Source organism: Streptomyces sp. NPDC107454 (genome assembly GCF_055582885.1).
Genome location: NZ_JBVJPA010000010.1, coordinates 395,988 through 418,709, shown reverse-complemented (window position 1 = coordinate 418,709; position 22,722 = coordinate 395,988). Strand labels below are relative to the sequence as shown.

Annotated in this window: 23 protein-coding genes and 6 pseudogenes; 13 read left to right on the top strand and 16 right to left on the bottom strand. The window is 67.7% G+C overall.

Annotated features, from left to right (window positions below; genetic code table 11):
• Positions 1 to 13: 13 nt before the first annotated feature.
• On the bottom strand, positions 14 to 541 hold the full coding sequence (locus ACZ69M_RS27460) for a DinB family protein (RefSeq protein WP_470053832.1): 528 nt from the start codon (positions 539 to 541) through the stop codon (positions 14 to 16).
• On the opposite strand from ACZ69M_RS27460, the gene ACZ69M_RS27455 reads away from it, so the two are divergent.
• A complete protein-coding gene (locus ACZ69M_RS27455; protein ID WP_470053830.1) occupies positions 540 to 854 on the top strand; it encodes a hypothetical protein in 315 nt (104 codons plus the stop codon). The genes ACZ69M_RS27460 and ACZ69M_RS27455 overlap by 2 nt on opposite strands.
• A gap of 54 nt (positions 855 to 908) precedes the next feature.
• Here ACZ69M_RS27455 and ACZ69M_RS27450 read toward each other — a convergent pair whose 3' ends face one another.
• Both ACZ69M_RS27450 and ACZ69M_RS27445 read right to left on the bottom strand, forming a co-directional pair.
• Complete coding sequence (locus tag ACZ69M_RS27450) at positions 909 to 2,744, bottom strand: hydroxysqualene dehydroxylase (RefSeq protein WP_470053828.1); 1,836 nt, start codon at positions 2,742 to 2,744, stop codon at positions 909 to 911.
• 204 nt (positions 2,745 to 2,948) lie between these two features.
• Positions 2,949 to 3,197: a serine hydrolase gene (locus ACZ69M_RS27445; RefSeq protein WP_470053827.1), complete on the bottom strand. Its 249-nt coding sequence runs from the start codon at positions 3,195 to 3,197 to the stop codon at positions 2,949 to 2,951.
• A 510-nt stretch (positions 3,198 to 3,707) separates the two neighbouring features.
• On the opposite strand from ACZ69M_RS27445, the gene ACZ69M_RS27440 reads away from it, so the two are divergent.
• From ACZ69M_RS27440 to ACZ69M_RS27410, 7 genes and pseudogenes are all read left to right on the top strand, one after another.
• The gene (locus ACZ69M_RS27440) at positions 3,708 to 4,223 is read left to right on the top strand and encodes a putative immunity protein (RefSeq protein ID WP_470053826.1); all 516 of its coding nucleotides are present in this window, start codon (positions 3,708 to 3,710) and stop codon (positions 4,221 to 4,223) included.
• A gap of 228 nt (positions 4,224 to 4,451) precedes the next feature.
• The gene (locus ACZ69M_RS27435) at positions 4,452 to 5,117 is read left to right on the top strand and encodes a class I SAM-dependent methyltransferase (RefSeq protein WP_470053825.1); all 666 of its coding nucleotides are present in this window, start codon (positions 4,452 to 4,454) and stop codon (positions 5,115 to 5,117) included.
• Between the two features lie 152 nt (positions 5,118 to 5,269).
• On the top strand, positions 5,270 to 5,995 hold the full coding sequence (locus ACZ69M_RS27430; RefSeq protein WP_470053824.1) for a DUF4241 domain-containing protein: 726 nt from the start codon (positions 5,270 to 5,272) through the stop codon (positions 5,993 to 5,995).
• Positions 5,996 to 6,282: 287 nt separating this feature from the next.
• Positions 6,283 to 6,351: pseudogene (locus ACZ69M_RS27425) on the top strand (hypothetical protein); the annotation flags it as partial.
• 220 nt (positions 6,352 to 6,571) lie between these two features.
• Positions 6,572 to 7,291 carry a recombinase family protein gene (locus ACZ69M_RS27420; RefSeq protein ID WP_470053823.1) on the top strand — a complete coding sequence of 240 codons (720 nt, stop codon included), beginning with the start codon at positions 6,572 to 6,574 and terminating at the stop codon, positions 7,289 to 7,291.
• 79 nt (positions 7,292 to 7,370) lie between these two features.
• Positions 7,371 to 8,069: an Lsr2 family DNA-binding protein gene (locus tag ACZ69M_RS27415; RefSeq protein WP_470053822.1), complete on the top strand. Its 699-nt coding sequence runs from the start codon at positions 7,371 to 7,373 to the stop codon at positions 8,067 to 8,069.
• A gap of 781 nt (positions 8,070 to 8,850) precedes the next feature.
• Positions 8,851 to 9,579 (top strand): SDR family oxidoreductase, encoded by a 729-nt coding sequence (locus ACZ69M_RS27410; RefSeq protein ID WP_470053820.1) that lies wholly within the window; start codon positions 8,851 to 8,853, stop codon positions 9,577 to 9,579.
• On the opposite strand, the gene ACZ69M_RS27405 is transcribed toward ACZ69M_RS27410, so the two are convergent.
• The 4 genes and pseudogenes from ACZ69M_RS27405 to ACZ69M_RS27390 form a co-directional block, all read right to left on the bottom strand.
• Positions 9,558 to 9,884: a DUF5134 domain-containing protein gene (locus ACZ69M_RS27405; RefSeq protein WP_470053818.1), complete on the bottom strand. Its 327-nt coding sequence runs from the start codon at positions 9,882 to 9,884 to the stop codon at positions 9,558 to 9,560. The genes ACZ69M_RS27410 and ACZ69M_RS27405 overlap by 22 nt on opposite strands.
• Positions 9,885 to 9,951: 67 nt before the next feature.
• Positions 9,952 to 10,362, bottom strand: a complete 411-nt coding sequence (locus ACZ69M_RS27400; RefSeq protein ID WP_470053816.1) for a cupin domain-containing protein — start codon at positions 10,360 to 10,362, stop codon at positions 9,952 to 9,954.
• Between the two features lie 387 nt (positions 10,363 to 10,749).
• Complete coding sequence (locus ACZ69M_RS27395; protein WP_470053814.1) at positions 10,750 to 11,223, bottom strand: carboxymuconolactone decarboxylase family protein; 474 nt, start codon at positions 11,221 to 11,223, stop codon at positions 10,750 to 10,752.
• A 288-nt stretch (positions 11,224 to 11,511) separates the two neighbouring features.
• Positions 11,512 to 11,709: pseudogene (locus ACZ69M_RS27390) on the bottom strand (cupin domain-containing protein); the annotation flags it as partial.
• 36 nt (positions 11,710 to 11,745) lie between these two features.
• Between ACZ69M_RS27390 and ACZ69M_RS27385 the strand changes: the two are divergent.
• Positions 11,746 to 11,940, top strand: a pseudogene (locus ACZ69M_RS27385) (UTP--glucose-1-phosphate uridylyltransferase); the annotation flags it as partial.
• Here ACZ69M_RS27385 and ACZ69M_RS27380 read toward each other — a convergent pair.
• The 6 genes and pseudogenes from ACZ69M_RS27380 to ACZ69M_RS27355 form a co-directional block, all read right to left on the bottom strand.
• Positions 11,915 to 12,280, bottom strand: a complete 366-nt coding sequence (locus tag ACZ69M_RS27380) for a hypothetical protein (RefSeq protein ID WP_470053904.1) — start codon at positions 12,278 to 12,280, stop codon at positions 11,915 to 11,917. The pseudogene ACZ69M_RS27385 and the gene ACZ69M_RS27380 overlap by 26 nt on opposite strands.
• Before the next feature lie 107 nt (positions 12,281 to 12,387).
• Positions 12,388 to 13,332: a hypothetical protein gene (locus ACZ69M_RS27375; protein ID WP_470053812.1), complete on the bottom strand. Its 945-nt coding sequence runs from the start codon at positions 13,330 to 13,332 to the stop codon at positions 12,388 to 12,390.
• Positions 13,329 to 13,817, bottom strand: coding sequence for a hypothetical protein (locus ACZ69M_RS27370; protein WP_470053810.1), 489 nt, complete (start codon positions 13,815 to 13,817; stop codon positions 13,329 to 13,331). Before ACZ69M_RS27370 ends, ACZ69M_RS27375 begins: the two co-directional genes overlap by 4 nt.
• A 3-nt stretch (positions 13,818 to 13,820) precedes the next feature.
• Positions 13,821 to 15,044, bottom strand: a complete 1,224-nt coding sequence (locus ACZ69M_RS27365) for a macrolide family glycosyltransferase (protein WP_470053808.1) — start codon at positions 15,042 to 15,044, stop codon at positions 13,821 to 13,823.
• Positions 15,041 to 15,922: a patatin-like phospholipase family protein gene (locus tag ACZ69M_RS27360; protein WP_470053806.1), complete on the bottom strand. Its 882-nt coding sequence runs from the start codon at positions 15,920 to 15,922 to the stop codon at positions 15,041 to 15,043. The genes ACZ69M_RS27365 and ACZ69M_RS27360 overlap by 4 nt, the downstream gene beginning before the upstream one ends.
• A 273-nt stretch (positions 15,923 to 16,195) precedes the next feature.
• A pseudogene (locus tag ACZ69M_RS27355) lies at positions 16,196 to 16,584 on the bottom strand (ATP-binding protein); the annotation flags it as partial.
• Positions 16,585 to 16,776: 192 nt separating this feature from the next.
• Here ACZ69M_RS27355 and ACZ69M_RS27350 point away from each other — a divergent pair.
• Positions 16,777 to 17,262, top strand: a complete 486-nt coding sequence (locus tag ACZ69M_RS27350) for a MarR family winged helix-turn-helix transcriptional regulator (RefSeq protein ID WP_470053804.1) — start codon at positions 16,777 to 16,779, stop codon at positions 17,260 to 17,262.
• Positions 17,263 to 17,567: 305 nt separating this feature from the next.
• Here the strand turns inward: ACZ69M_RS27350 and ACZ69M_RS27345 are convergent, their stop codons facing one another.
• Together ACZ69M_RS27345 and ACZ69M_RS27340 are read right to left on the bottom strand one after the other, a co-directional pair.
• Positions 17,568 to 18,218, bottom strand: a complete 651-nt coding sequence (locus ACZ69M_RS27345) for an FMN-dependent NADH-azoreductase (RefSeq protein ID WP_470053802.1) — start codon at positions 18,216 to 18,218, stop codon at positions 17,568 to 17,570.
• A gap of 227 nt (positions 18,219 to 18,445) precedes the next feature.
• Entirely contained in the window at positions 18,446 to 18,715 is a 270-nt protein-coding gene (locus ACZ69M_RS27340; RefSeq protein ID WP_470053800.1) for a DUF5133 domain-containing protein, read from the bottom strand.
• A 356-nt stretch (positions 18,716 to 19,071) separates the two neighbouring features.
• On the opposite strand from ACZ69M_RS27340, the gene ACZ69M_RS27335 reads away from it, so the two are divergent.
• The 3 genes and pseudogenes from ACZ69M_RS27335 to qcrB all read left to right on the top strand — a co-directional run bounded on the left by ACZ69M_RS27335 (position 19,072) and on the right by qcrB (position 21,816).
• A complete protein-coding gene (locus ACZ69M_RS27335) occupies positions 19,072 to 19,461 on the top strand; it encodes a transposase (protein WP_470053798.1) in 390 nt (129 codons plus the stop codon).
• 270 nt (positions 19,462 to 19,731) lie between these two features.
• Positions 19,732 to 19,962: pseudogene (locus tag ACZ69M_RS27330) on the top strand (WhiB family transcriptional regulator); the annotation flags it as partial.
• 231 nt (positions 19,963 to 20,193) lie between these two features.
• Positions 20,194 to 21,816 carry a cytochrome bc1 complex cytochrome b subunit gene (gene qcrB / locus ACZ69M_RS27325; RefSeq protein WP_470053796.1) on the top strand — a complete coding sequence of 541 codons (1,623 nt, stop codon included), beginning with the start codon at positions 20,194 to 20,196 and terminating at the stop codon, positions 21,814 to 21,816.
• Positions 21,817 to 22,239: 423 nt separating this feature from the next.
• Here qcrB and ACZ69M_RS27320 read toward each other — a convergent pair.
• Positions 22,240 to 22,493: pseudogene (locus ACZ69M_RS27320) on the bottom strand (SDR family oxidoreductase); the annotation flags it as partial.
• Between the last annotated feature and the right edge of the window lie 229 nt (positions 22,494 to 22,722).

The following is a 22,722-nucleotide window of genomic DNA, read 5'->3' as shown; positions in this document are numbered from 1 at the left end:
GCGCATCTGTATCTCACGCTCCGGCGACTCCGTCGATGCGCTCCCGGATCAGGTCGGCATGGCCGTTGTGACGTGCGTACTCCTCGATCATGTGAATCATGATCCAGCGCAGCGACACTCCTCCATCACCTACGTAACCGGCTTCTTGCTCAGACAAGTGACCGGAGTCGTCCAGCGATGCGGCAGCGATGAGTTCACGTCCCCGAGCGACCTGCGCCTGCCAGACCGTCATGGCCTCGTCGAGTCCTCGGTCCTCCTCGAGTGCAAAGCCGTCGGCGTTGCTCTCCCCGAAGACTGCGTGCACGTCCTGGCCTGCGAACACGCGCTGGAACCAGTTGCGTTCCACCTCGGCCATGTGCTGGACGAGGCCGAGCAACGTCATCGACGACGGCGCAGCCGAGGCCAGCCGTAATTGATCATCTTTGAGGCCCGAGCACTTCAGCACGAGAGTGGCACGGTGAAAGTCGAGCCACGCCTCCAGCATGGCGCGTTCACCAGCATGCGCGGGAGGGATGGAGCGGCCATCCGGTGTCGTAGTCATGGCCGCACCCTGGCACATGCCGCCAGGACCTACGCGGGCCTTCGCCGGCGACGAACATGCGCGATCACACCTGACCGCAGTCGGCAACCTGCACCCGGAATCGGACGCCGACCTGGCGGTATCCACCGCCCACAAAGCCAAAGGGCGGGAATGGGACGCCGTGCACATCGCCGGCGACTTCGAACCCAAGGCGGGCAACAAGCGGGATACCAGCCCCAGCGGCGACGTCCTTCCGGACATCAACCTGGAAGCATCCCGCCTTGCCTGCGTCGCGGTCACCTGCGATCTAGCAGCACCACGCTGTTTCGGCTGAAGGGCCGCAGCCGCTCGGGGCAGCGGCCCTTCCGGCACAACTTGGTGCCGGGTGCTACCCCAGGTCGAAGGTGTTGGGCAGCCCCAGCCGATAGCGCACCTCGTCGACCCGCTTCAGGGGCTCCATCTCCGGTGGCCGGAACAACTCCCAGATGTGGCACCGCTCGGCGTCCGAATTATCTGCGTCCAGGAGTGCGTTGACGGCGCGTCGCGCGGACTCGTTGGCGCCCTCCATGGTCGCCAGGTCCACATCCGTGCGGACGTAGTCGCCCGCGAGGAAGAAGTTCGGCACCGCTGTCCTCGCCGATGGGCGGTGATAGAGGGTGCCGGTGGGGTGGATGAGGAGCTGTTCGCGGTTCTGCGGGTCGGGGCCGCCCAGGCCCGTCACCGCCGGGTCCATGAACCAGCCGAGCCGGTCCTCGTCCCTGAGCGTCGTCTTGCCCGAGTCGTTCAGCCCGTCCTTCAGCTGGGCCCACAGTTCGGCGACGATCTCGTCCTTGGTGCACTCGCGGGCGGTCTTGCCGTACAGGATGCCGGGCTTGTCCCACTCGGAGATGATCGTGGACAGGCACTCGTGGGCCTGCCCGTCTCCGTAGTCGCGCGAAAAGTCCCGCGCGTCCCAGAACTGCGTCTGGCCGATTCCGGTGACCGCCCAAGGTGAGTCGAGGCAGTTGATGTGGCCGTGTACGACGGGGGTGGGCGTGCGCAGGTAGAACATCACGCCGGTCATCCAGTCCGTCTTCAGCGCGTCGCACCGCCCGAGCTGCGGGTCGGCGGCGCGCAGGGCCGGGCCCCAGGTCACGCGCGCGTGCTCGACCGGGAGGGCGGAGACGTAGTGGTCGGCGGTGATGGTGCGCCGCCGGCTGCCGTCGCGCGCCGCCACCCGTACACCGGTCACCCGGCCGCCGTCGTACACCACCTCCCGGACCTCGGTGCCGAGCACGAACTCGACGCCCAGCGAGCGCAGATGCGTTTCCCAGGGGTCGATCCACGCCTCGCTGGTCGGGGCGTTCAGCACCCGGTCGACGTCCGCGCCGCCGTCCATGCCGCGGCCGAGCAGGCCCCACAGGATGAGGGCCTCGATGATGACGCGGCCGACGGTGCGGGTAGAGGCGATCTCTGCGCGGGTGGCGACGAGGTTACGGGTCTGGCCGATGCCGAGGAGCACCTGGTACTCGCGGCTCATCTCGCCGGCCCGGATGAAGTCCCACCATGCGACCTTCTCCCACTGGCCCTCGCGGCGGGCGTCGCAACTGGTGAGGTGGACCAGGAGGCGGTCGGCGAAGTAGGCGGCCTCGTGGGCGGGCAGGTGGGTGCCGAGGTCCAGCACCGACAGGACCTGGTCGCGGATCCAGGACGGGGTGAGGTCGCCGGCGGCGGGCGGGGTGGTGACCCGGCGGAGCGGGAAGTGCAGGTCCGGGCGGCCCGAGCCGCGCGCGAACAACTCTTCTGTACCGTTGCGGAGATTGCCGTGGACGCCGTTCGTGTTGTCAGGGAAGGGAATGCGGCGCATCGTGTCCGGCAGATTCCGGTAGAAGCCGGGGAAGAAGCGGAAGCCGTGCTCGCCGGGCAGCGGCTTGCGGCCGGCCGTTCCGGTCCCGGGGACGTCCATCGAGCGGGCCTTGCCGCCGAGGACGTCGTAGAACTCGTAGACCGTGACCTCGTAGCCGCGTTCGGCGAGTTCGTGAGCGGCGCTGAGGCCGGAGACTCCGCCGCCCAGGACGGCGACGCGCTTGCCGGAGGAGGCCGCGGTCGCGCTTCCGGCAGCCCCTAAGGTGCCGACCGCTCCTCCACCGACGACTCCGGCGACCGTTCCCCCGGTCGCCGTCAGGAAGCGTCTGCGGCTGTGTCCGTCGTGCCCCTGAGGCTGCTGCGCGTGTTCTGTTGTCATGAACATCGGAGGGTAGGGAGAGGCACCGGAAGCCGGAAGCGTTATTGCCTGTCACCCACAGCATCCTCACAAGCACAAGGAGGCACCGACGCCCGAGCCTGTTCGCGTAGGACCGGTCTGTCGACGACTTCGCGACTGCTCCGGGGATCATCTGAAACGCCACCCACGAGGCGGACGCCGGCGACTCGAAGGGCGGCTCCGCGCTCAGCTCGATCCGCAGAATTCGGCCTCGGCCAGGGCCTTGACGCCTCCTGTGGAGTCGGCGTTGCCATGCGGTCGGGGCGTGACCGCTGCCGTGCCGGGCATCGTCGTGGAGCGCAGCCCCAGGGGCTTGATGATGCGCTGCTCGATCTCGGTGCCGTACCGGTGGCCCGTGACCTTCTGCACGATCAGGCCGACCAGGATGTAGTCGGTGTTGGAGTACTTGTAAGGCCGCGCCCAGGAGCGCCGCAACGGGGTATCGGAGGCTGTGCCGGTTGTCGGGCCTACGCCGAGAGAGCCGCGACGGCCGCCTCCACCGCTGCCTCGGTGTCCGCCGCCGCGCAGTGCGGCAGCCGAGGACGCACGGTCTCTGCAGCCTCGCTGAGGTCAGTCGCTTTCCGACCCATGGCCCCGGTTGACCCCTCGCACCGTCGTACGGGCCCGACACGGGAAGTCATCAAACTCGGCTCGCCGCTCCACACCATCTAGGAGAGGAAGCTCGTCCGCATGAGCAGTGTGCGTCGTGAAGTTGCAGGTCACCGGTGTGGCGTGAGGAGCGGTAGGGGAACTCGTGCTGGTCGGCGGCCGGTGTCCACGGCGAAGATCGTCCGATCGGTCGGCTGGAGTGGTTTCCCGGGTTCTGCTGTAGTTGCCAGGGGACGGGGCAGCACTCTGGATCATTGCCCGCACCAAGCGGCTGACCGGCCACCAGGGCACACCGCGGCGAGTGGCGCCGGTGCGCGCAGACAGGGAGTGCAAGTCGTGATTCTTCCGGAGGTTCGGGACCCTCGCTTCGTGACGATCCGCCGTGGCGGAACGCTCACCGATGCGGATCACCGTCTCCTCGCTCTATGGGCTGCCTCGTGTGCGGAGCACGTCCTCGACCTCTTCGAGTCGGCCCAGCCTGGGGACCCGCGACCGCGCCAGGCGATCGAGCATGCCCGGGCCTGGGTGCGTGGCGAGGTCAAGATGATGCAGGCTCGCGCGGCGGGCGGTCATGCGATGGGGGCAGCCAGAGACCTGCGTGGGGCAGCACGGCATGCGGCGTACGCCGCCGGCCAGGCCGGGGCCGTCGCCCACGTTGCCGCGCACGAGCTCGGCGCGGCCGCCTACGCGATCAAGGCCGCACGTGCGGCGGCACCGGATGGCGAGAGCGAGACCGCGGCACGACTCGAGTGCCAGTGGCAGCGCGATCAGCTCCCGGAGGCGATCCGCGAGCTCGTACTTGATGACCAGAGGTTGCGCAACGACATCTGCTGGTCGGTGTTCGACTGTTGAGTCGGATTCTGCTGCGCCTGCGCTGGCGGTCCGAAGGCGATCCGTCGCCGTGCGGACGTGCCGCCGGGGCAGCCCTTCGGAAGGCGCCCGCTTTGGGCCGCGTTTGATGATCACAAGCACTGGCGGCCTGGGCGTGACGGGACCGGCCTCGGCGGCGATACGGTGTGGATCTAGGCTGGCCTCGGAGTGGCCGGTCCCTGCTGGCCGGGCGGTAGGAAGGGCTTCAGCATGTCGGAGCGCGAGCACGAACTGGCCGAAGGCCAGCGTGAGCACTGGCAGCAGACCTACGGTGAGAATCCCGGCATGTACGGCGAGGAGCCGTCCGAACCGGCCGTCCATGCTGCTGCCGTCTTCCGGTCCGCCGGTGCCCGCGAGGTGCTTGAGCTGGGTGCCGGCCATGGCCGTGATGCGCTGTATCTCGCCCGCGAGGGCTTTACAGTGCTGGCCACCGACTTCAGCCGGGCGGGCCTGGAGCAGTTGCGCGAGGCCGCTGGGGTCCGAGGCGTGGCCCAGCGGATCACCACGGCGGTCCACGACGTACGCGAGCCGCTGCCGCTCGCGGACGCTTCTGTGGACGCCGTGTTCGCACACATGCTGCTGTGCATGGCGCTGTCCACGGAGGAGATCCACGCCCTGGTCACGGAAGTTCGCCGGGTGCTGAGACCCGGCGGCGCCCTCGTCTACACGGTCCGCCACACCGGAGATGCGCATTACCGGGCCGGCGTCGGGCACGGAGACGACATCTGGGAGCACGCCGGCTTCGCCGTCCACTTCTTCTCCCGTGGTTTGGTCGACGCCCTCGCAGAGGGCTGGAGCCTTCAGGAGGTCCATGCCTTCGAGGAGGGTGCTCTCCCGCGGCGGCTGTGGCGCGTCACTCAGACCGCGCCCGGGTGAGCGAAGCCCGGTGACCTGTGCTGCCGAATCTCGGTTCCGGCGCGGATCCTGGGGCGCGATCACGGATCGTGACGATGCACGAAGTGCCGATGTCAGTGGGCCCACGTACGTTTCGGTCGACCGTCCGGCCGGGCGGCGAGGAGGGGTGAGACATGAAGTGGGTCGGGGACGCGCGGCTGGCAGCCGGGCCTGAGGCCGCCTGGTACCTGGAGACGGCTTTCACGCCCGGCGCTCACCTGGGGACGGTCTACGACGATCCGACGACGCCCGTCGTAGTGACGAGCATCGAGGAGGTGACCACCATGCGTGTACCCAGTGGCCGTCTCGTTGTCGATGCGCCGTGGGATGACGACGACGCCTGGAGATATGAGCAAGGGGAGCCGACGAGGCCCCCGCGGGAGCTGGCGGTGCGCATTCCCCCGGGCGTCTACCGAGTGGAGATCGCGTGGACGGCGGGCCCGTACGAGTTCTTCGGCGAGCACTTCGATGGCGTCGAGTGCGCCGCGACTCGCTTGCGCATCAGCGACGCCGCTGTGATCGGGTGGGAGATGGGCCTGGGTGTCGACGACGACATCGACCGGCTTCCGCCGGGCGAGAACCCTCAGTTCGGCGCCGACCATAATGTTGGCTGCTTCGCCGACGCCGGCGCGTGGACCGCCTTGTCCGCGCCATTTCGCACATGTGTGGATGGCCGTTGGGCGCCGCGTACAAGCGGAGCGCTGCCGGACGGGTGCGAGCGGATAAGCGACGAGTCACAACAAGCCGATCTGGTGACGTTCACGGCACAGTCAGGCGGCGTCGTCTGGTTGGGGCGGACCGAGACCGGCGACGTGGCCGCGATCGTCGTCACCAGTGGCATGGCCGGCGCCAAGGCGTGACGTAGCTGCCGCCTCTCCCTGCCCTGCAAGTCATGTGGCCGGACGTGGATGACCGCTTTCACTGGGAGGCATACGGGAGGAATAGCTGGGGACAGGCATCGGGAGTCGCACTCCAGTTGTGGCTGCCATCGAGTGAGCACCCTGTCGGGATCTGGACGACCGAACCCTGACCTCAAGAGCGCCGACCAGCGACAAGACGTCACCGCAGCGGAGTAGTTCGAATCCGGCTCGACCGGAGGCGCGTCGGCCGGAGCCGTGCGCAGGGCGGCGATGCGCACCCCTGCCCGATGTCGACCTGTACCGTCCCGCCGGGCTCGCCCTGCCGCACCGGCAAGGGCAAAGTCGCGATCCAGTACCACACCGCCCGCTTCCGCCTCGTGCCCCCAGCTTGCCAAGGCGCCCAACGTCCCGACCCCCACGGTGCGCAAGCCCGGCGCGGTAGGGACCGAGCTGCCGCGGCCGGTGAACACCGGCGCCGAGCCGGTCGGCCACGTGCGCCTGGGTACTGCCGAGCCTCGACGGCCTGCCAGTCCCCGGATGCACAGCTCGACGCCATGACGGAGGCGGAGGTGAACCGTGTCTTCGCGGAGAAGATCTCGACCCGCGCCGCCAAGCGCCCCGAGCTGGAGGCCGCCGTCGAACTCGGCGGGGAGATCCGCTCGTCCGGCGTACGCGTGGCCCTCGTCGTGCACCGCTTACAAGCGGCTCGGCCGCGGCACCGAACCGGCCACGCTCGCCGAGGAACTCAAGGCGGCCGATGTCGGGCTGGAGTTCCTCACCGGAGAACTCCAGGGCTCGTACGACCCCTCCGGCATTGTCTTCACCGTGCCGGCGGCCATGTCAGGCATGGAACGCGAGTACATCCACGACCGCATCCTCGAAGGTCACGAGTCCGCCCGCAAGCGCGGCAAGACCATCGACGGGGCCGGCGTCGCCGACGAGGTCGTGCTCTCCATGGCCCTGCAGCTGCGCGAGCGGGAGATGCGCCTGCGCGACATCGCTGCCCGGCTCGTCATCACCAAGGGTGCGAAGAAGAGCCAACACCCGTCACCCGTCACCGTCATGCGCATGCTGCGCGAACATGACGAACGCTTGTCACCTGGTTCGCCGCTCGTCAAAGAGCGTTCTGGAAAATGGTGGAGCGCTCAGCTGTGCGCCATAGGTGGTCTGCAGAAACTCGTTCCGCGTCAGTCACTGTCAGTGGTCCCGCATACGGTACTCCAATGGGTCATCAGCGGTCGTCGCTTCGCCAAGAGGGCAACTTCACAGTCGGGGAGACCGGGCAACGCTCCTTGAGAGTCAGCGATATGGGTGGGCATGCCCTACGAATCGGCGCATCCTGCCGGAGTGGAGGTCACACGTGAGGGAAACTCCGATGCACGAGGCAGGAGACGTACGAGACGCGTGGGGCCGGGTCACCGCATGGCTTGAGCGGAACGACCCTGACGCTCTCGCTGCGCTCGGCGGGCCGGGGAGCCGGGCGGCCATTGGCGAAGCCGAACTGCGCATGGGTCTGAAGCTGCCAGGGGAGATGTGGCAGTGGCTGCTGGCGAACGACATCGATGCCGGCAGGCAACCCGACGGCCAATCGTGTCTGGTGGCGCTGGGGTGCGAGATAGCCATCCCCGGCGGCCATCTCCTGCTCGGCCTGACGGACATTCAGCGGGTCTACCTCAGCCGGATGGGATTGGAGGAGATGCAGCCGTCGGCAGACCCCGACTATCCGTTCTGGCGTCGTGAGTGGGTGCCCATTGCCGCGGAGCGCGACGGTCTCTACGGGACGTTTCTGGACACGCTCAACGGCAGCATCGGAACATGGGCTGACGCACAAGATCCCGAGGAGGGTGTGTACGCCTCGTTGTTCGCCTTCTTCCAAGAGGCGGCGGACCAGCTGGAAGGGGTCTCCTCGGGAGACTGGAGCGGCCCCGGCAAGTCTGCTGCACCTCGTAAGCTCGATCCCCGTCCGGAAGACGAGCCGATACGCCTCTGGGCACGCGCCAACGGCTATCTCGTGAATGATCGTGGGCGTATCCCTGCGTCCATCCGCGAGGCGTACGAGGCGTCACGAAGGTGAGCAGCAGATCCGCTGCGGACTGCAAGTTTGTCGAAACGGCAGGCCACCGCCCGGTTCCGCTTCAAGCGGTTGATTCCGCACTCCACCGCGTGGCGGGCCTTGTAGTCCTCACGCTCTCAGGCTGGAGGTCGCCCGCCGGCCTTCCCGTGGCGCTTGCGGTGGCCCGCCTGGTCGGCGGGTTCAGGGATCGTGCACCGGATCCCGAGCTTTCGCAGGTCGGCCCGGTTGGCTCGGGACGACGGGGCCGCCCGGGGGTTCCTTCTGGGCCTGACCGTCGCGGCGGGGGCCCGCGGCGTGTTGATGGGCCCGGCAGATTGTGGAGTCGACGTTGACCTCTCAGGTGATCAGCCCGGCCGCATCCGCCCGGGCTTGCGGCCCGGTCAGCAGGATGGACCAGGTGCCGTCACGTTGCCGGCGCCGGTAGAGACCGTAGACCGTCTGCCATCGCCCACTGCTCGTCAGGAAGATCCCCTCGCCCCATATCTAGATCATTACGACGCGAGACAAGGGGATCGAGCCACTTTCGAAGTAAGGCCTGGGCCAGGGAGGCGCGAGTGGATCTCCGCGCAGGTGAACCCCCGGCCGCGGCCGTCGACCGCTGCGACCACTGCGATCGGGGCGGGTTCGCGCGTGAGTGCGGTACTCGCCTGCCCTTGCCCTGGAGTGAGTGCACGGACCCGAGCCTGGGAGTCGAGCAGGATGTGACCGGGCCAAACCCATGCCGCACACATATAGTGGTTTATGTCTCACTCTGGGTGTACTGCTGGCGAAAGGGCATGTCATGAAGTTCGCGGTCATCGGCGGTACGGGAATGATCGGTTCGCAGGTCGTCAAGAACCTGAACACCGCCGGGCACGAGGCGGTACCGCACTCGAAGTCCACCGGCGTCGACATCATCGGCGGCCAGGGAGTGGACGAGGCGGTGGCGGGAGCCGACGTCGTTGTCAACCTGACGAACTCCCCGACCTTCGACGAGGCCTCGCTTGCCTTCTTCCAGACCTCGATGGACAACCTTGTGGCCGCGGCCGGCAAGGGCGGCGTCGGCCACTTCGTCATTCTCTCGATCGTCGGCGTGGACCAGGTGCCGGAGATGGACTACTACCGCGCCAAGGTGCTCCAGGAGAAGATCCTCGCGGCCGGGCCGGTCCCCTACTCGATCGTGCGGGCCACACAGTTCATGGAGTTCATGGACGCCACCATGTCCTGGACGTCCGACGCCGACACCGTCCGGCTGCCCGCCACGCCCATTCAGCCCATCGCCGCCAAGGACGTGGCCGCCGCGGTGGCCGAGGTCGCCGCGGGCGCCCCGCTCAACGGCATCCGCAACATCGCCGGCCCTGACATCTTCACCCTGGACGAACTGGGTCGGATCACACTGGCCCACAAGGGCGACAAGCGCACCGTCGTCACCGACCCCACCGCCGGCATGTTCGCCGTCGTCAAGGGCGACGTCCTCACCGACAAGGACGCTCACCTTGCCCCCACCCGCTACACCGACTGGCTCTCCTGACGAGCTCGCGCCCTCACAGGCGAACAGTCCGCGGAGTTGCCGAGGCGCGGTCGTCTGCCGGCCACGGTCAGCGGAAACCACAGAGCAGCGGCTGCAAAGAAGGCCGTCTGCGGCAGCACCGGCAGCCCGGGGCCGCAGTTCCACAGCATCACCGCCATGGCCAGGGCCATGGCGGTGTGCAGGAGATGGTCGACTCGGCTGCGCCATCCAGGACTCCGTGACGCGAGGGCAGCCTGCAGCGCGCGGACGGCCGCGGCCGCGAACAGCGCTGTCAGCATGCAGTACACGGCATCAGTGGCGCTCATGCCTCACCGCGTTCTCCCACGGAGCGAACGGGCTCCGTCAGGAACCGGCCCGTGCGCAGCCGGCAGGTCAGTCGGTGGGCCGCGGGGCGCGCAGATGGGCCCGCTTCTTTAGTTCCTCGTCGTCGACCAGCGTGAGCATCGGCTGGTCCGGCGCGCACATCATGAACACGATGTACTTGGCCGGCACGTCCGACGAGGCGTTGCCGTTCTGATAGTGGATCACATCACCGCCGGGCTCCCAGAACGTCTCCCCGGCCTTGATCACGTGCTCCGGCTCACCCTCGAGCTCCCACCGGACAGCTCCCTCGATCACGTAGCCGAAACACGGCCCCGAGTGGCGGTGCGGGGGAGTCCCAGGGTCACCGGGAGCCCACTCAACAAGGACAGTCATTCCCGAAGCGCCCTCGGGAATGAAAGGCGGCTTGATGTCCGCCAGCATCTTGGGTCCGAAGCCGTCCTCTGAGTGCATTTCGTGCATTGTGCTACACCTCCGTAGACCTGCCCGGAACGGACAATCTCGCGTCGCAAATTCCGGGCTCATAACAACTCGTTTTTACAGTGAAGGCAAAGGGTGGCCCGCATCTGTGACACGCCGCGCGCCTCTTGCCTCATACAGAGCGAGTCCCCGCACCACCCTGCTCCCCGCCGGCGGTCTCCACGATTCGGCCGGCTGCAGCATCGTGAGCGCAGCGCACAGTGGCAGTCGCGGCCGAACGTTGTCACGTTGCTGACCTTGACGGCATCACTCACGGCCGGCCGATCGCGTGGTTGAGCGCAATCGGCCGGCGCCCGAAGTTCGTCTTCCCGCCGAAGGCAGCGGTGACGCGGAGAAGGACCGTCCGCGTCGGTTGGGCCGGACCCAGGCTCAGCCGAACATGCCGACCTTGTAGCTGCCGGCCGGCTGCTGGGTGATGATGTTGATGCGGTTGTAGGCGTTGATAATGGCAATGAGGGTCGTCAGCGCGACGAGCTGGTCCTCATCGAAGTGCTTGGCGGCGTTCGACCAGGCCTCGTCGGTGACCCCACCGGCCGCGTCCGCGACGCGGGTGCCCTGCTCGGCCAGTTCCAGCGCGGCGCGCTCGGCCTCGGTGAAGACCGTCGCCTCCCGCCAGGCGGCGATCAGGTTGAGCCGCACCTGGGTTTCCCCGGCGTTGGCGGCCTCCTTGGTGTGCATGTCGGTGCAGAAGCCGCAGCCGTTGATCTGGCTCGCGCGGACCTCCACCAGGTACTGAATGGTGGCCGGCAGCGTCGAGTCCGACAGCACCTTGCTGGTCGAGAGGAGATGCTTCAGCACCTTGCCCGCGACGGGATTGCCGTAGTAGTTGAGGCGTGCGTCCATTGGTCCTCCTAGCAGAATTGCTGGTACGCACTACTGACCGGACAGCCCGGCAACTTGTGACACCTAGGCCTGTGTGATGTGGGTCGTAGCGGCCATGTCGTCGTCGTACAGCCCCGGCTGCGGGTCGTGCCCAGAGGAGAGGCGCACCGGCTCCGAGACGAAGCACGGCTGACGATCTGGCGCACGTTGACGAGTCTGAGCTGAAGAATTTCAGCGATCTCGGGGTAGGCCAACGGAGATGCGGGCTCCGCTCACGACCGGCCTGTACGAGCAGGTGGCAGGCGAGTCGGTGGGCCGCGGGGCGCGCAGGTGGGTCCGCTCCTTCAACTCCTCCTCCAACTCCTCCTCGTCGACCGGCTCGAGCATGGGCTTGCCCGGTGCGCACAGCGTGGTGACGACGAGCCGAGTTCGCGCATCCGCAGGCGCGTTGCCGTCCTGATAAAGGGTCACGTCACCACCCGGCTCCCAGAACGCTCCGCCGGCCTTCGAATTCGAAGACGTTCGTGATCATCGCCATTGCGGAGCGCAAGCGCGGCTGTCGGCGGTTACGTCGTCACCCCAGGCATCATCGACGAACTGCGCGAGCAGACCCGCCGCTGGTACGACACCGGCAACCGGGCTGACTTCCTGGTCGCCCAGATGGCGTCCGCCCTCGCCCACCCGGAGTGCGGCCCCGTAGTGCGCGGCCTGGTCACCGGACTGGATGCCGACCGTGCTGCCCCCCCTGCGGGCGGAAACCAACATCTGACCGGGTTTTCCGTCCTGGGAAGGCCTGGGGCAGCTGGCCGAAGTAGACCCCGATGGCGGGGACGAACCGTCCCATCGGTTCCTCCCAGCCGAGTGAGATCAGCGGCTCCACCGCGGGGACATGGCGCAGTACGGCGACGCCGACCAGTTGTGCGGACACCAGAGACGTGAACGTCGGTGTCCGCTCGGCCTTCTCGGGGGCGAGGAACGTCGGGGCGATCCACTTCCCGCGGTTCTTCACCCGGGCCTCCCTCTTCTCCTCCCTCCCCGCCTCCGTCTCCTCCGCCAGGGATTCGAAAGGGGCGGACATGTCGATCCGGGAGGAAACGGCCTCTCGGGAAGGCCGTCCTTGTTGCCGAAGCAGTTGTCCTGGGCGGCCGCCGCCGCCGCGTGAGGGCCGCTTTCCGCGGGCGGTCGTCAGGGCGACCGGTCGTCGACGTCTGTCGCTGCGATCGCGCCGTGGCGGGCACGGATGATGGCGATCACGGTGTCGGTGGTGCGGTCCAGGTAGCTGCGGCCATCGGGCAGACGCGCCTCCGGGCTGATGTAGCTGCGTGGCCCGACGTGGGTGGCCGGGTCGAGCCGATGCACGGTGATCTTCCCGGCACGAAGGGCCCGATTCCATGGGCTGCGGCGGAACAGCCGCCAGCGTTGAGGGAATATCCAGGTGCCGACCCGCTCGATCCGGTCGTACGCGCTGGTGAGTCGGTGCACGTGCTCGGCATGGGTGAGGTCGTTGGCGCCGTTGTGGAATCCGCCGAGCGTGATCAACAAGAGCGGGGAGCGCAGCTGGGCGTGCAGTGCGCCGAGCGCGCCGGCGGCGACCTGAGCGCCGCCGCTGTAGCTGAGCAGCACCACGGGGATCCCGCTGTTGGGCTGGTAGCCCGCGAGCCGGAGTTGAGCGGTGATCTGGGAGCCGACTGCCCGGTCGTACAGAGGGCGGTACCGGTGGTCGGCGGCGACGAAGGTCTGCATGACGTTGTGCAGGAACAGCAGCAGACCGACGCGGCGCCCCACCCACGACCACACCGGCCGATCAGCAAGCGGTTCTGCCAGTGGTGAGTAGGGCTGCACCTGACCCAGTACCCGCAGCTCCGGCGCTCCGGCGATCACGGCCTTGACCAGCTGGCCGCCGTCGCGAGTGTCGCGGAAGCGGCGCTTCCCGATGCCGTCCAGGTAGACCAGGTAGGCATTCGGGGGACTGTCAGGGGCCGCGCCCCGGGCGTAGGGCACATCCTCCGGGAGCTCGATGGCAGGGCCCTGCCAGCCGGCGCTGTAAGCCAGGACCTCATAGCGGGCCAGCAGACCTTCGATGAGCAGAACCGGCCCGAGCAAGCAGACCCAGAGCACGAAGACGTTCATGCGATCGACTCCTGAGCCCTGGGCGCACTGATCCTCACGACCAGGCGCCGAACAGCCTCCACAGCAACCCCGAGGCCCACCCCGGCGACGGCCACACAACCGGCCGCGGACCACCAGCCCAGCCCGGTCGCCGTGGCGAGTGGGCCCGTCAGACCGGCTCCGACCCCGACAAAGAGCAGCAGGTGGAACAGGGGTCCGAGCAACGGAAACGCGAGGACGGCAGCGAACACCAGCGGGGTGACCAGGCCGGGCGTCCACACCAACGCGCCGCCTTGCGGTGGAGGGGACTGCACCAGCTCGGCCAGGGTCTCTGCGGTCAGCGGCCACAATGCGAACACGGCACCCTCCGCCAAGCCGCCGGCCACCAGCAGCCCGAACACAGAAGTCCGCGACATGCCGGGCCGGCGCGCCGCCATGGGCAGGATGCGCCCAGCGGCCTCCGACAGCCCGGCGAACCACAGCAGCAGGACGACGACAGGTGACATCGGTCAGCCTCGCTGTGCGGGATCGGCGGGAGCCGGCCGGCCGGCCGAGCCGTTGGCATCCAGGTATCGCTCAAGTTCGTCGGCGGCCCGCCGGTAACCCCCCGCCTCGACCTCGGCGGCCTTCAGAGTCGCTGCGGCTGCCCGGAACGAGGGGTCGTCCAGAAGGCGACGGGCGAGGGCACGTACGGAGGACTCGGTGACGTCCTGGGGACGGATCGACAGGCCGGCGCCGCGTTCGGCGACTTGCCGGGCCACCATCGGCTGGTCAGCGCCCTGCGGGACCACCAGCAGCGGAACCCCGGCGTACAGGGCCTCGCTGACGCTGTTCATCCCGCCATGGGTGACGAACAGCGCCGCGCGGGCCAGTACCTCCGGTTGTGGGACGAAGCGACGGGCGAGCACATTCGCCGGCAACGGCTCCAGTGCGGAGGGATCGGTCTGCCCGGTGGCGATGATCACGGTCCCGCCCAGCGGGGCGAGGGCGGTGGCGAAGGTGCGTAGCAGCTGCGGGCCGGCGTTGAACACCGTGCCCAGCGAGGCGTACAGGACTGGATCCTGCAGCTGTTCGGCCGGAAACGACGGGTCGACGGGGCGGGCCCCCACGCTCGGGCCGACGAACCGGTAGGACTGGTCGAACTCGTCGGCTGCGGGCTGGAACGACCGCGAGGTGTAGACCAGGTTGAGCGGCTGGCGGATGTTCAGCAGGTCGACCAGTGGCAATCCGCGCGTGTCGAAGCGGCGCCGCAGACTCCAGCGAGCCCGGAGGTAGGCCGCGAGGCCGCGCGGCCGGGCCATCGCCGAGGCCAAGAGGTTCCATGAACCGCGAGTGATGCTGGGTACATGCCGGTTGTAGGCGAACGTGGTGAACGACGAAGCCGCAGGCACCTTGAGTTCGCGAGCGGCGATTGCGCCCCACAAGCAGTCGCTGTCGTGGACGATCAAGTCGGGTCGGACGCGGCGCAGATCGCTGAGCACAGCGGGTAGCAGGCGGACGGCACCGAGCCCGAGCGCCTCTATGAACGTGGCCGGCGTCGGTGGGTCGGGGAGCGGCTGGTCGCCCCCGGGGTAGGGGTACACAGTCGCGCCGGTGGCCTCGATCTCCCCACGGAACGCGGGTGGGGTGTGGTAGGTCACCGAATGGCCGCGCCGGACGAGCTCGGCCACCACCGGCAGCGTCGGGTTGATGTGCCCGTGCATGCCGATGTTGAGGAAGGCGATGGTGCTCACTGGTCAACCCCTGACGTGGAAGAAGCGGATGCCGCGCCCGGACTGGCGGATGGCAGCGAAGGGCCGTCGACCCGGTACAGGCCCGGACCGTTGACGTCTAGCCCGTCGAGGAAGCGCCCCGCCGTGCGGGACGCGGTGCTGATCAGGCGCTGGGCCTGGCGGAAGTCCCATGGTGCGGGCCAGGTTTCGATGCCGGTCGGCAGCACGACGGTCGGGATGCGCTTGGAAACCTCGTGCAGGTCACGTTCGATCTGATGGTGCAACAGCAGGGTCCCGGCCCTGGCGGCGATGGCACTGGCACGTCGGCGTGGGGTGGCGGGGCGCAACGGCGCGCTTTCCGGCCCGGTCGACAGCACTACCACGCTCGCCGCCCCGGCCTGCAGGGCCGCCAACACCGGTACGTAGGCGATCACCCCACCGTCGACGAGCACCCGTCCTCCCCGGTCGACCGGGGGCAGCATCCCGGGAATGGCCGCACTGGCCAGCAGCGCGGACTCCAGGTCTCCGTGGTCGAGCAGCACCGCATTGCCGGTGACCAGGTCCATGGCCACGGCGGTGAACGGGACCGACAGCTGCTCGATGCGCGACGGCAGCCCGGCCCGGGCGATCAGCCGGCGCAGCCCTCGATCGGTGAAGACGCTGGTTCGTGAGAACAGGCGGTGGCCGAGCGGATAGACCTCACGGCGATGCAACTGGGTCCACACGTGGTCCAGCCATGGCGCGGCGCTGTCGGGGTGGGCGGCCGCGATGGCTCCGTTGAGAGCACCCACCGACGTTCCGATGATCATGTCCGGGACGAATCCGCGCTGTTCCAGCGCGTACCCGATACCGACATGCGCCGCTCCGAGTACGCCACCGGCGCCCACCACCACGGCCACGGGACGGGGAAGGGAGTGCAAGCCGGTCGACGGGGGAACGTCGGGCGGGCGGCTCGATGGGATTCGTCCTTGCGGCAAGTAGACCCTCCGCCTTTCTGACCAGGGCAGCCGGATCGGATTGGTTTCGCAAGTACGACCGGGCCGCCACCCGATCTGTGACACCGGCCCCGCCGGCGAAGCGCTGGGCCGTGAAGCGAACCCGCGGACGGCAACCCGGAAGACACGGGGGAGAACACCAGGAACCATCGACCTGTCAGAACCTGTCAGAACCTGTCAGAAAGAGGGCGCCGTCCGCGGCGATCGACCCAGGGCTTGTTCGGCCCACATGGTCTTGTCCGCCGAGGTGTAGCGGGTGCCCCAGTGCTGAGTGAGTTCGGCAACGAGGAACAGTCCCCGGCCACCCTCGTCGCTGACCCGGGCCCGGCGCAGACGGGGCGCGGTGCTGCTGCTGTCGGAGACCTCGCAGATGAGGGACCGCTCCTTGATCAGCCGCAGGCGGATCGGTCCGGTGCCGTATCGGATCGCGTTGGTGACCAGTTCGCTGACCACCAGTTCCATGGTGAACGTGGCCTCCTCCAGTCTCCAGGGGGTGAGTCGCTCGTCCACCAGCTTGCGTGTCTCCGCCGCGGCGGCCGCGTCTGGGGGACGTCCCACTCGGCGACGCGGATGACCGCAGGATTGCCTTTGCCATCGGCTCTCTTCACGATCGTTTCACGGTTGACCCCGTCAAGACGAGCGTCCAGCACCCCGGTGCGATCCCGCACCGGCTAGGGGGGCGCGGCAGAGGCAGGCATAGCATGTTTTGTTTCAAACGATACCGTATCGGATGAATGTGTAGCTGGTAACCTTGAGGTGTGATTGCCGACGCTCCTCAGCCCACCGCCTCCTCGCGTGCGACCGACCGCCCCGGGGACACCTCGCCTTTCGCTCTCGGCCTGCTGCTGCGGCGGGCGCACTGGCGTGCGGCCGCGGTGATGACGGAGGCGCTCCGCCCGCTCGGTATCGAGTTGCGGCATTTCGCGGTGCTGATCGTGCTGGTCGACCGCGGGCCCACGGTGCAGCGTGACCTGGCGACGGAGACGGGGTCGGACAAGGCGGGAATCATGCGGGTCGTGGACGACTTGGAACGCATGGGGCTGGCCGTACGCAAGAACGTTCCGGGGGACCGGCGGGTGCGGGCGGTGGAGATCACGCCTCAGGGCGTCGAGCTTTTCGACGCGGCTCATGTGGCGGCGGAGCCGCTGGCCGAGCGCCTGGTTGCCGAGCTGGGACCCGGTGAGCCCGAGCAGTTGACGGGGCTGCTGACCCGGTTCGCCCATCCCGCGGAGGGCGAGGCGTAAGCGCGCACCCGCGCGGCGGTCGCCCGAGGCGTGGACGGTTTCCGCGCCGCATCACCTTCACAGCGAACCCGACCTGAGGGCTGCGACCGTCGTCGCCACACATCGGCCCGGCTGCGGCCAGGACCTCGTTGCCATCGTCCCGAGGTGCGCCCTGCCAACAGGCCGAACACCTAGGCCACCCTGAAGTCGGGCCACCCGCCGTCCTTCAGGGGTAGAGCGCCACCGTCCCGGTCAGGGCGCAGGCGACACGGACACCGTGTGACGTCCTGTGCCGAGGCGTCACACGGTGTCCATCGCAGGGTGTTCTACGCGGCGAGGAGTTCCGCGAGTTCCTTGGCCTTGGCAGCCGCGTCCTCCAAGGCGCGCTTGCGGGAGGTCTCGTAGCGGGGGATCAGTTCGGACATGGCCGGGTTGCGGGGGGCCATGGTGAGTTCCGGGACGATGAAGTGGAGGTCCAGGCCGAGCGTGTTTTTGAGGACGACCTCCAGGTAGTTCTGCACGAAGTCGTACCCCTCGCGCGGGGTGCCGGGTGCGTAGGAGCCGCCGCGGCTGGCGACGACGACGGTCGGAGTGCCCTGAGCGGAGGGGGTCTCGCCGGCGGTGCGGCCGAGCAGGAGCACGCTGTCCAGCCATGTCTTGAGGGTCGAGGGGATCGAGAAGTTGTACATGGGCGCGCCGATCAGGACGGCGTCCGCCCGCTCCAGCTCCTCGATGAGCTTCACACGCGCGGCGAACGCGGCGGACTGCTCCGGGGTGCGCTCGGCGGGGGCGGCGTATCCGGCGGACCAGGCGGCGGCGGTGATGTGCGGGACAGGGTCGGCGGCGAGGTCGCGGTAGATGACGGTGCCCTCTGGGTGCTGCTCCTCCCATGTCCTGCGGAAGGCGGCTGTGACGGAACGGGACGAGGACGCCTCGCCGGGGAACACGGACGAGTCGATGTGCAGCAGCGTGGCCATGGACCTTCTCCTAAGAGAGGATTAGTACTCGGTGATAGTCGCATTCGAGATGGTAGTGAATGAGACTATCACGAGCGAAATGGGTGCCCGGATCGAGTGAGGGGAGGGCAGAGGCGATCACGGACCCTTATGGGGAGTACGGGGTCCGTCCATGGGCAAGGCGGAGTCGGATGGGATAGTCGGCCGGCTCCTCCTCGCCGACCAGGCGTTGCGGTCCTGGCGAGGCCTCAGGCGAGCACCGGCAAACCGTCCTCGCCGTCCGGCTCTGGCTCCGGTTCCTGGACACGGCCCCGGCTGGCCCGGGCCACGAGCAGCGTGTCCGCGGCCGCGATGGCCTGGTGCACGTTCTGGGTTCCCATCGTGATGCACAGCGTGTAACTCACGTCCTCAAGCTCGCGTGCCCTTTCCCGCCCCTCTCTTTCGGCGAGCGAGATCTGCAGGGACGCGTACCGGGTCAGCAGCCTTCTGACGACCTTCGGATCCGGGACAACGAGCACAGCCAGGTCCTCTCTTTAGATGTCGAGTCGCACCTGCACCTCAGCCAACATCGCGCTGGGCGACGACAGCGTTCATGTGCCTTCGTGGCCCACACCGCTGCCTTCAGTGAAGACCGGGTGCCCCCAACTTCTGTGACGAGATTGGCTCCAGCGCTCCAGCGCTCCATTGCCGCGGCCGTGTCACACCGTCCTGGCTCGTCTGGTCCATCTGGTCGGTGATCCTCCGCATGTTCCCGCCGGCGCCGGGCCGGCCGCCGGACGGCCACCACATCAAATCCGAGGTCGCATACCGTCGCGGGCCGGTGAAGACCTGAGTCTGCGGCGCGCTGAGGGAGTGGGACGGACACGAGGTCACCATGACCGCCTCCTCCCGCAACAGCGCCTTCCACCAGCAGATTCTTCAGAAGCTCGAGACAGCCCATCCCGTTGGGGACCTCTACGTCGTCACCGACAACCCGTCCTCCCGCGACAGCCTGTCCACCCGGACCTGGCTTGAGGACCCTCCCAGAATTCGGCACGTCTTTGTCCCCGTCGGCGCCCGCTGGCTCGACCTCCAGGAGGGCTGGTGGCTTATCTTCCGCAAGGCCGCCCTCGCCGACCAGTCCTTCGCCGGACCATCCGAAGTCGAGCAAGCCACCCACCTGGCAGCATCCCAGCCCAACGCCCATGCCCGGCCTTGGATTTGGAGAAGACCCGCACCACCCACCCGGCAACTGCGGCGCCGACCGGCTGGTCGTCGTCGTTGAGGAGGGTCGCGATGGTCAGGGCGGCTCCAGCCCGCAGAGCAACATAGGGAGCTCTTTCAAACCCGCGCAGAACTCGGCTGCGTGTCACAAATACTACGAGCGACCGGTCTCAGTCATGGGCCCGGCACCTCTTCGCAGAGGCGAGGAAGACCGTGATCGGATTCTGAGGCCTCCTGCCGAATTACGCACCCTGGAGGTCTGCATTTCCATGCCTCCAGGACGACGAGGCAACTACGCGATGCATTGGCGTGAACGGGCGGTTGTCTACGCGTAGACCCTGACATTTTCTCCCCCATAAGCCAGAGCGGTCCGGCGCTCACACGGATCGACGAAGTCGAGGCTGTCTGCGACCGCTGCGCTGTCGTGCGGGAGTGCCTCGACCGGGCCCTGCGGAGGGGGCAGGTGGAAGGAGTCGGGGGCGGTACGACCGAGATCGAACGCCGTGTGCTGAGGCAGAACGAGGCCTGCCGGACAAAGCGGAACGTCACAACGGCGGCGTGACGGTGTCACATCCATGCCTCATGCCCGGTCATATGGGTGGAAGCAGCCGATGAGCCTGCTGACCCGAGGCGTGCCTGTCTCTCATCCGCCACCGACAGGCGACGACACAATACGCCGCACTTCGATCTCTGCTCGTCGCCGAAGGAGTTCACGACGAGACCGAGAAGCACGGATTTCACGAAGTTAGAAATCAGCCTTTTGGGGCGATCGAGGAATAGGGGTGGCAGGGGTATGGGTGACCGGAGCGAGGAAAACGAAGTGCGGCAAGTAGATAGGGGGGAGAAGGTTGCGGACTGGGTCGACGGACGCCTCGGTGGCTTCAGTCGGATCAGGGCGAAAGCGCGCAGGGCCGCCTTTCCGGACCACTGGTCGTTCCTGCTGGGAGAGATCTGCCTCTACAGCCTGATCGTCCTCATCGCCACGGGCGTGTATTTGACATTGTACTTTCACCCGTCCATGAACGAAGTGCGCTACAACGGCAGTTACGCGCCGCTGAAGGGCCAGATGATGTCGGAGGCGTTCGATTCGACGCTGCACATCTCCTTCGACGTCCGCGGCGGGCTGCTGATCCGACAGGCCCATCACTGGGCGGCGCTGGTCTTCGTCGGCGCCATCCTCGCCCATATGATGCGCGTCTTCTTCACCGGCGCCTTCCGTAAGCCCCGCGAACTGAACTGGCTGTTCGGATTCCTGCTGCTGATCCTCGGAATGTTCGGAGGGCTGACGGGTTACGACCTTCCCGACGACCTTCTCTCCGGGACCGGGCTAGCGGTCGTCAACGGAACGATCCTTTCCATCCCGATCGTCGGAACCTACCTCTCGATGTTCCTGTTCGGAGGCGAGTTCCCCGGGGGCGATCTGGTGGCGCGCTTCAACACGATCCACGTCCTGATCATCCCGGCCCTCCTGGTAGCACTGCTCACCGCCCATCTGATCCTGATGGTCCGCCACAAGCACACTCAGTATCCGGGGTCCGGGCGCAGCAACAAGAACGTCGTGGGTCTGCCGCTGAAGGTACGGGCCGTGAAATCCGCGGGATTCTTCTTCCTGGTATCCGGTGTCATCTTCGTCGTCGCCGCGATCGCGCAGATCAATCCCATCTGGCTGTACGGCCCCCACCGTGCCGACCAGGTCTCCGCCGGATCCCAGCCCGACTGGTACATGGGCGTGGCGGACGGGCTGCTGCGGGTCATGCCCGGCTGGGAAGTCACCTTCTGGGGCCACACGCTGGCTCTGGACAACCTGATTCCCCTGACGGCGGGAGTTGGCCTCTTCCTCGCCCTGGGCGTCTACCCGTTCATCGAGTCCTGGGTGACCGGCGACGACCGAGAGCAGCACCTTCTCGACAGACCGCGCAACCGCCCCGTGCGTACGGCACTCGGTGTCGCCTGGATCAGCTTCTATCTGGTCGCGGTGATCGGCGCGGCAAACGACATCATCGCCACCCGCTTCCATGTCTCCGTCGAATCCGTGACCTGGGCGGTTCGTGTCGGCCTCTTCATCGTGCCTTTCACGGCCTACGTCGTGACGAAGAGGTGCGCCCTCGGCCTTCAGCGCAGAGACCGCGACCGGACGCTGCACGGCCGCGAGACCGGCGTCATCAAGCGTTTGCCGCACGGCGAGTTCGTCGAGGTGCACGCGCCACTCAGCCAGGAGAAACTCCACCTTCTGACCCAGCATGAGCAATACAGGCCGATCGACCCTGGCCCCGACGAAAACGCCTCCGGTGCGGGCACCCGTCGCGCTCGGCGCCTTCGTGTCAGGCTCAGCCGTGGCTTCTACGGCGAAGACGCCCAGATCACCAAGCCGACCGCACAGGAATACAAAGAAATAGCCGGCGAGCACACGCACTGAGGCTTTCGAGTGCACTTCGCGAAACATGGCGAACCGGTTTCTTCGCCTTACCGGGAGATCGTTCGTGGCGGGGAGCCCTATGCGGATGATCTCCTCCAGTTGGAACGCCCCGGGCCCTCCGGCCGCCAGCACGCCGTTGACCGGAGCGTCGACCGAGGTACGGGCCCACGGCGGCGACGTCGTCGGAGACCACGGGCTTGACCCTGGCGTCGGGCAGACGCACGGTGTCGCCCTAGGTCCTGTCGTCACATTCCCGTCGTCCGCCCGGAGGGCGGGCCCTGCGGCGTCAGGTGCGTGCTCTCGGCGTGCCGGGCACGGGCCCTCGTACTGGATGTACTTGGGTCTGTGCCCGGTGCGGCGAGAGTACGTGCATGGCGTCGCGGGGCAGACGGGAATGTGACGACAGGGCCTAGGGGACCCCAAGTACGGGATGCCGGATGCCTTGATCAGATCCTCCTGGGCCTTCTTGCCCCGGAAGTGTCGCTCTCCTGGAGCCGGTCGGTGCCCACCACGGACAGCGCCACATGGTGCCGTACGCCCGCCTCGGCCTCCGCCTGGAGGAGGTTGGCCGTGGAGGTGCGGAAGAAGTCGAGGACGGCCCCGTCCTCGAACGAGTGGGAATGGGACACGTCGATCACCATCGAAGCGTCCTTCGGTATTTTGGCGAGACCCTCGCCGCGGCGATTCCTGGTGCGGATGTGCTTCCACGATGAGGTGCTCACCGGCACCCCACAAATTCTGTCTGCACTGGAACAGAACGGAGGGGCGCTTCACCCGCTATATCCACGCGGCACAAATCGAGGAATTTCCCTGGCCGAGCCGTGCGGTCGTTCGCCGGCATCGGATCCCACGTGAACTGGTTCACGAGCTGGTGCAAGTTCTGCCTGCCACCGTCCGACGTCGCCC

Coding starts and splice junctions, on each gene's coding strand:
- ACZ69M_RS27380 (WP_470053904.1), bottom strand. CDS start 12,280: ATGTCCGCCCCTTTCGAATCCCTGGCGGAGGAGACGGAGGCGGGGAGG.
- ACZ69M_RS27375 (WP_470053812.1), bottom strand. CDS start 13,332: ATGAACGTCTTCGTGCTCTGGGTCTGCTTGCTCGGGCCGGTTCTGCTC.
- ACZ69M_RS27400 (WP_470053816.1), bottom strand. CDS start 10,362: ATGCACGAAATGCACTCAGAGGACGGCTTCGGACCCAAGATGCTGGCG.
- ACZ69M_RS27345 (WP_470053802.1), bottom strand. CDS start 18,218: ATGGCCACGCTGCTGCACATCGACTCGTCCGTGTTCCCCGGCGAGGCG.
- ACZ69M_RS27335 (WP_470053798.1), top strand. CDS start 19,072: ATGACCGCCTCCTCCCGCAACAGCGCCTTCCACCAGCAGATTCTTCAG.
- ACZ69M_RS27395 (WP_470053814.1), bottom strand. CDS start 11,223: ATGGACGCACGCCTCAACTACTACGGCAATCCCGTCGCGGGCAAGGTG.
- ACZ69M_RS27450 (WP_470053828.1), bottom strand. CDS start 2,744: ATGACAACAGAACACGCGCAGCAGCCTCAGGGGCACGACGGACACAGC.
- ACZ69M_RS27405 (WP_470053818.1), bottom strand. CDS start 9,884: ATGAGCGCCACTGATGCCGTGTACTGCATGCTGACAGCGCTGTTCGCG.
- qcrB (WP_470053796.1), top strand. CDS start 20,194: ATGGGTGACCGGAGCGAGGAAAACGAAGTGCGGCAAGTAGATAGGGGG.
- ACZ69M_RS27415 (WP_470053822.1), top strand. CDS start 7,371: ATGCACGAGGCAGGAGACGTACGAGACGCGTGGGGCCGGGTCACCGCA.
- ACZ69M_RS27370 (WP_470053810.1), bottom strand. CDS start 13,817: ATGTCACCTGTCGTCGTCCTGCTGCTGTGGTTCGCCGGGCTGTCGGAG.
- ACZ69M_RS27435 (WP_470053825.1), top strand. CDS start 4,452: ATGTCGGAGCGCGAGCACGAACTGGCCGAAGGCCAGCGTGAGCACTGG.
- ACZ69M_RS27460 (WP_470053832.1), bottom strand. CDS start 541: ATGACTACGACACCGGATGGCCGCTCCATCCCTCCCGCGCATGCTGGT.
- ACZ69M_RS27430 (WP_470053824.1), top strand. CDS start 5,270: ATGAAGTGGGTCGGGGACGCGCGGCTGGCAGCCGGGCCTGAGGCCGCC.
- ACZ69M_RS27410 (WP_470053820.1), top strand. CDS start 8,851: ATGAAGTTCGCGGTCATCGGCGGTACGGGAATGATCGGTTCGCAGGTC.
- ACZ69M_RS27455 (WP_470053830.1), top strand. CDS start 540: ATGGCCGCACCCTGGCACATGCCGCCAGGACCTACGCGGGCCTTCGCC.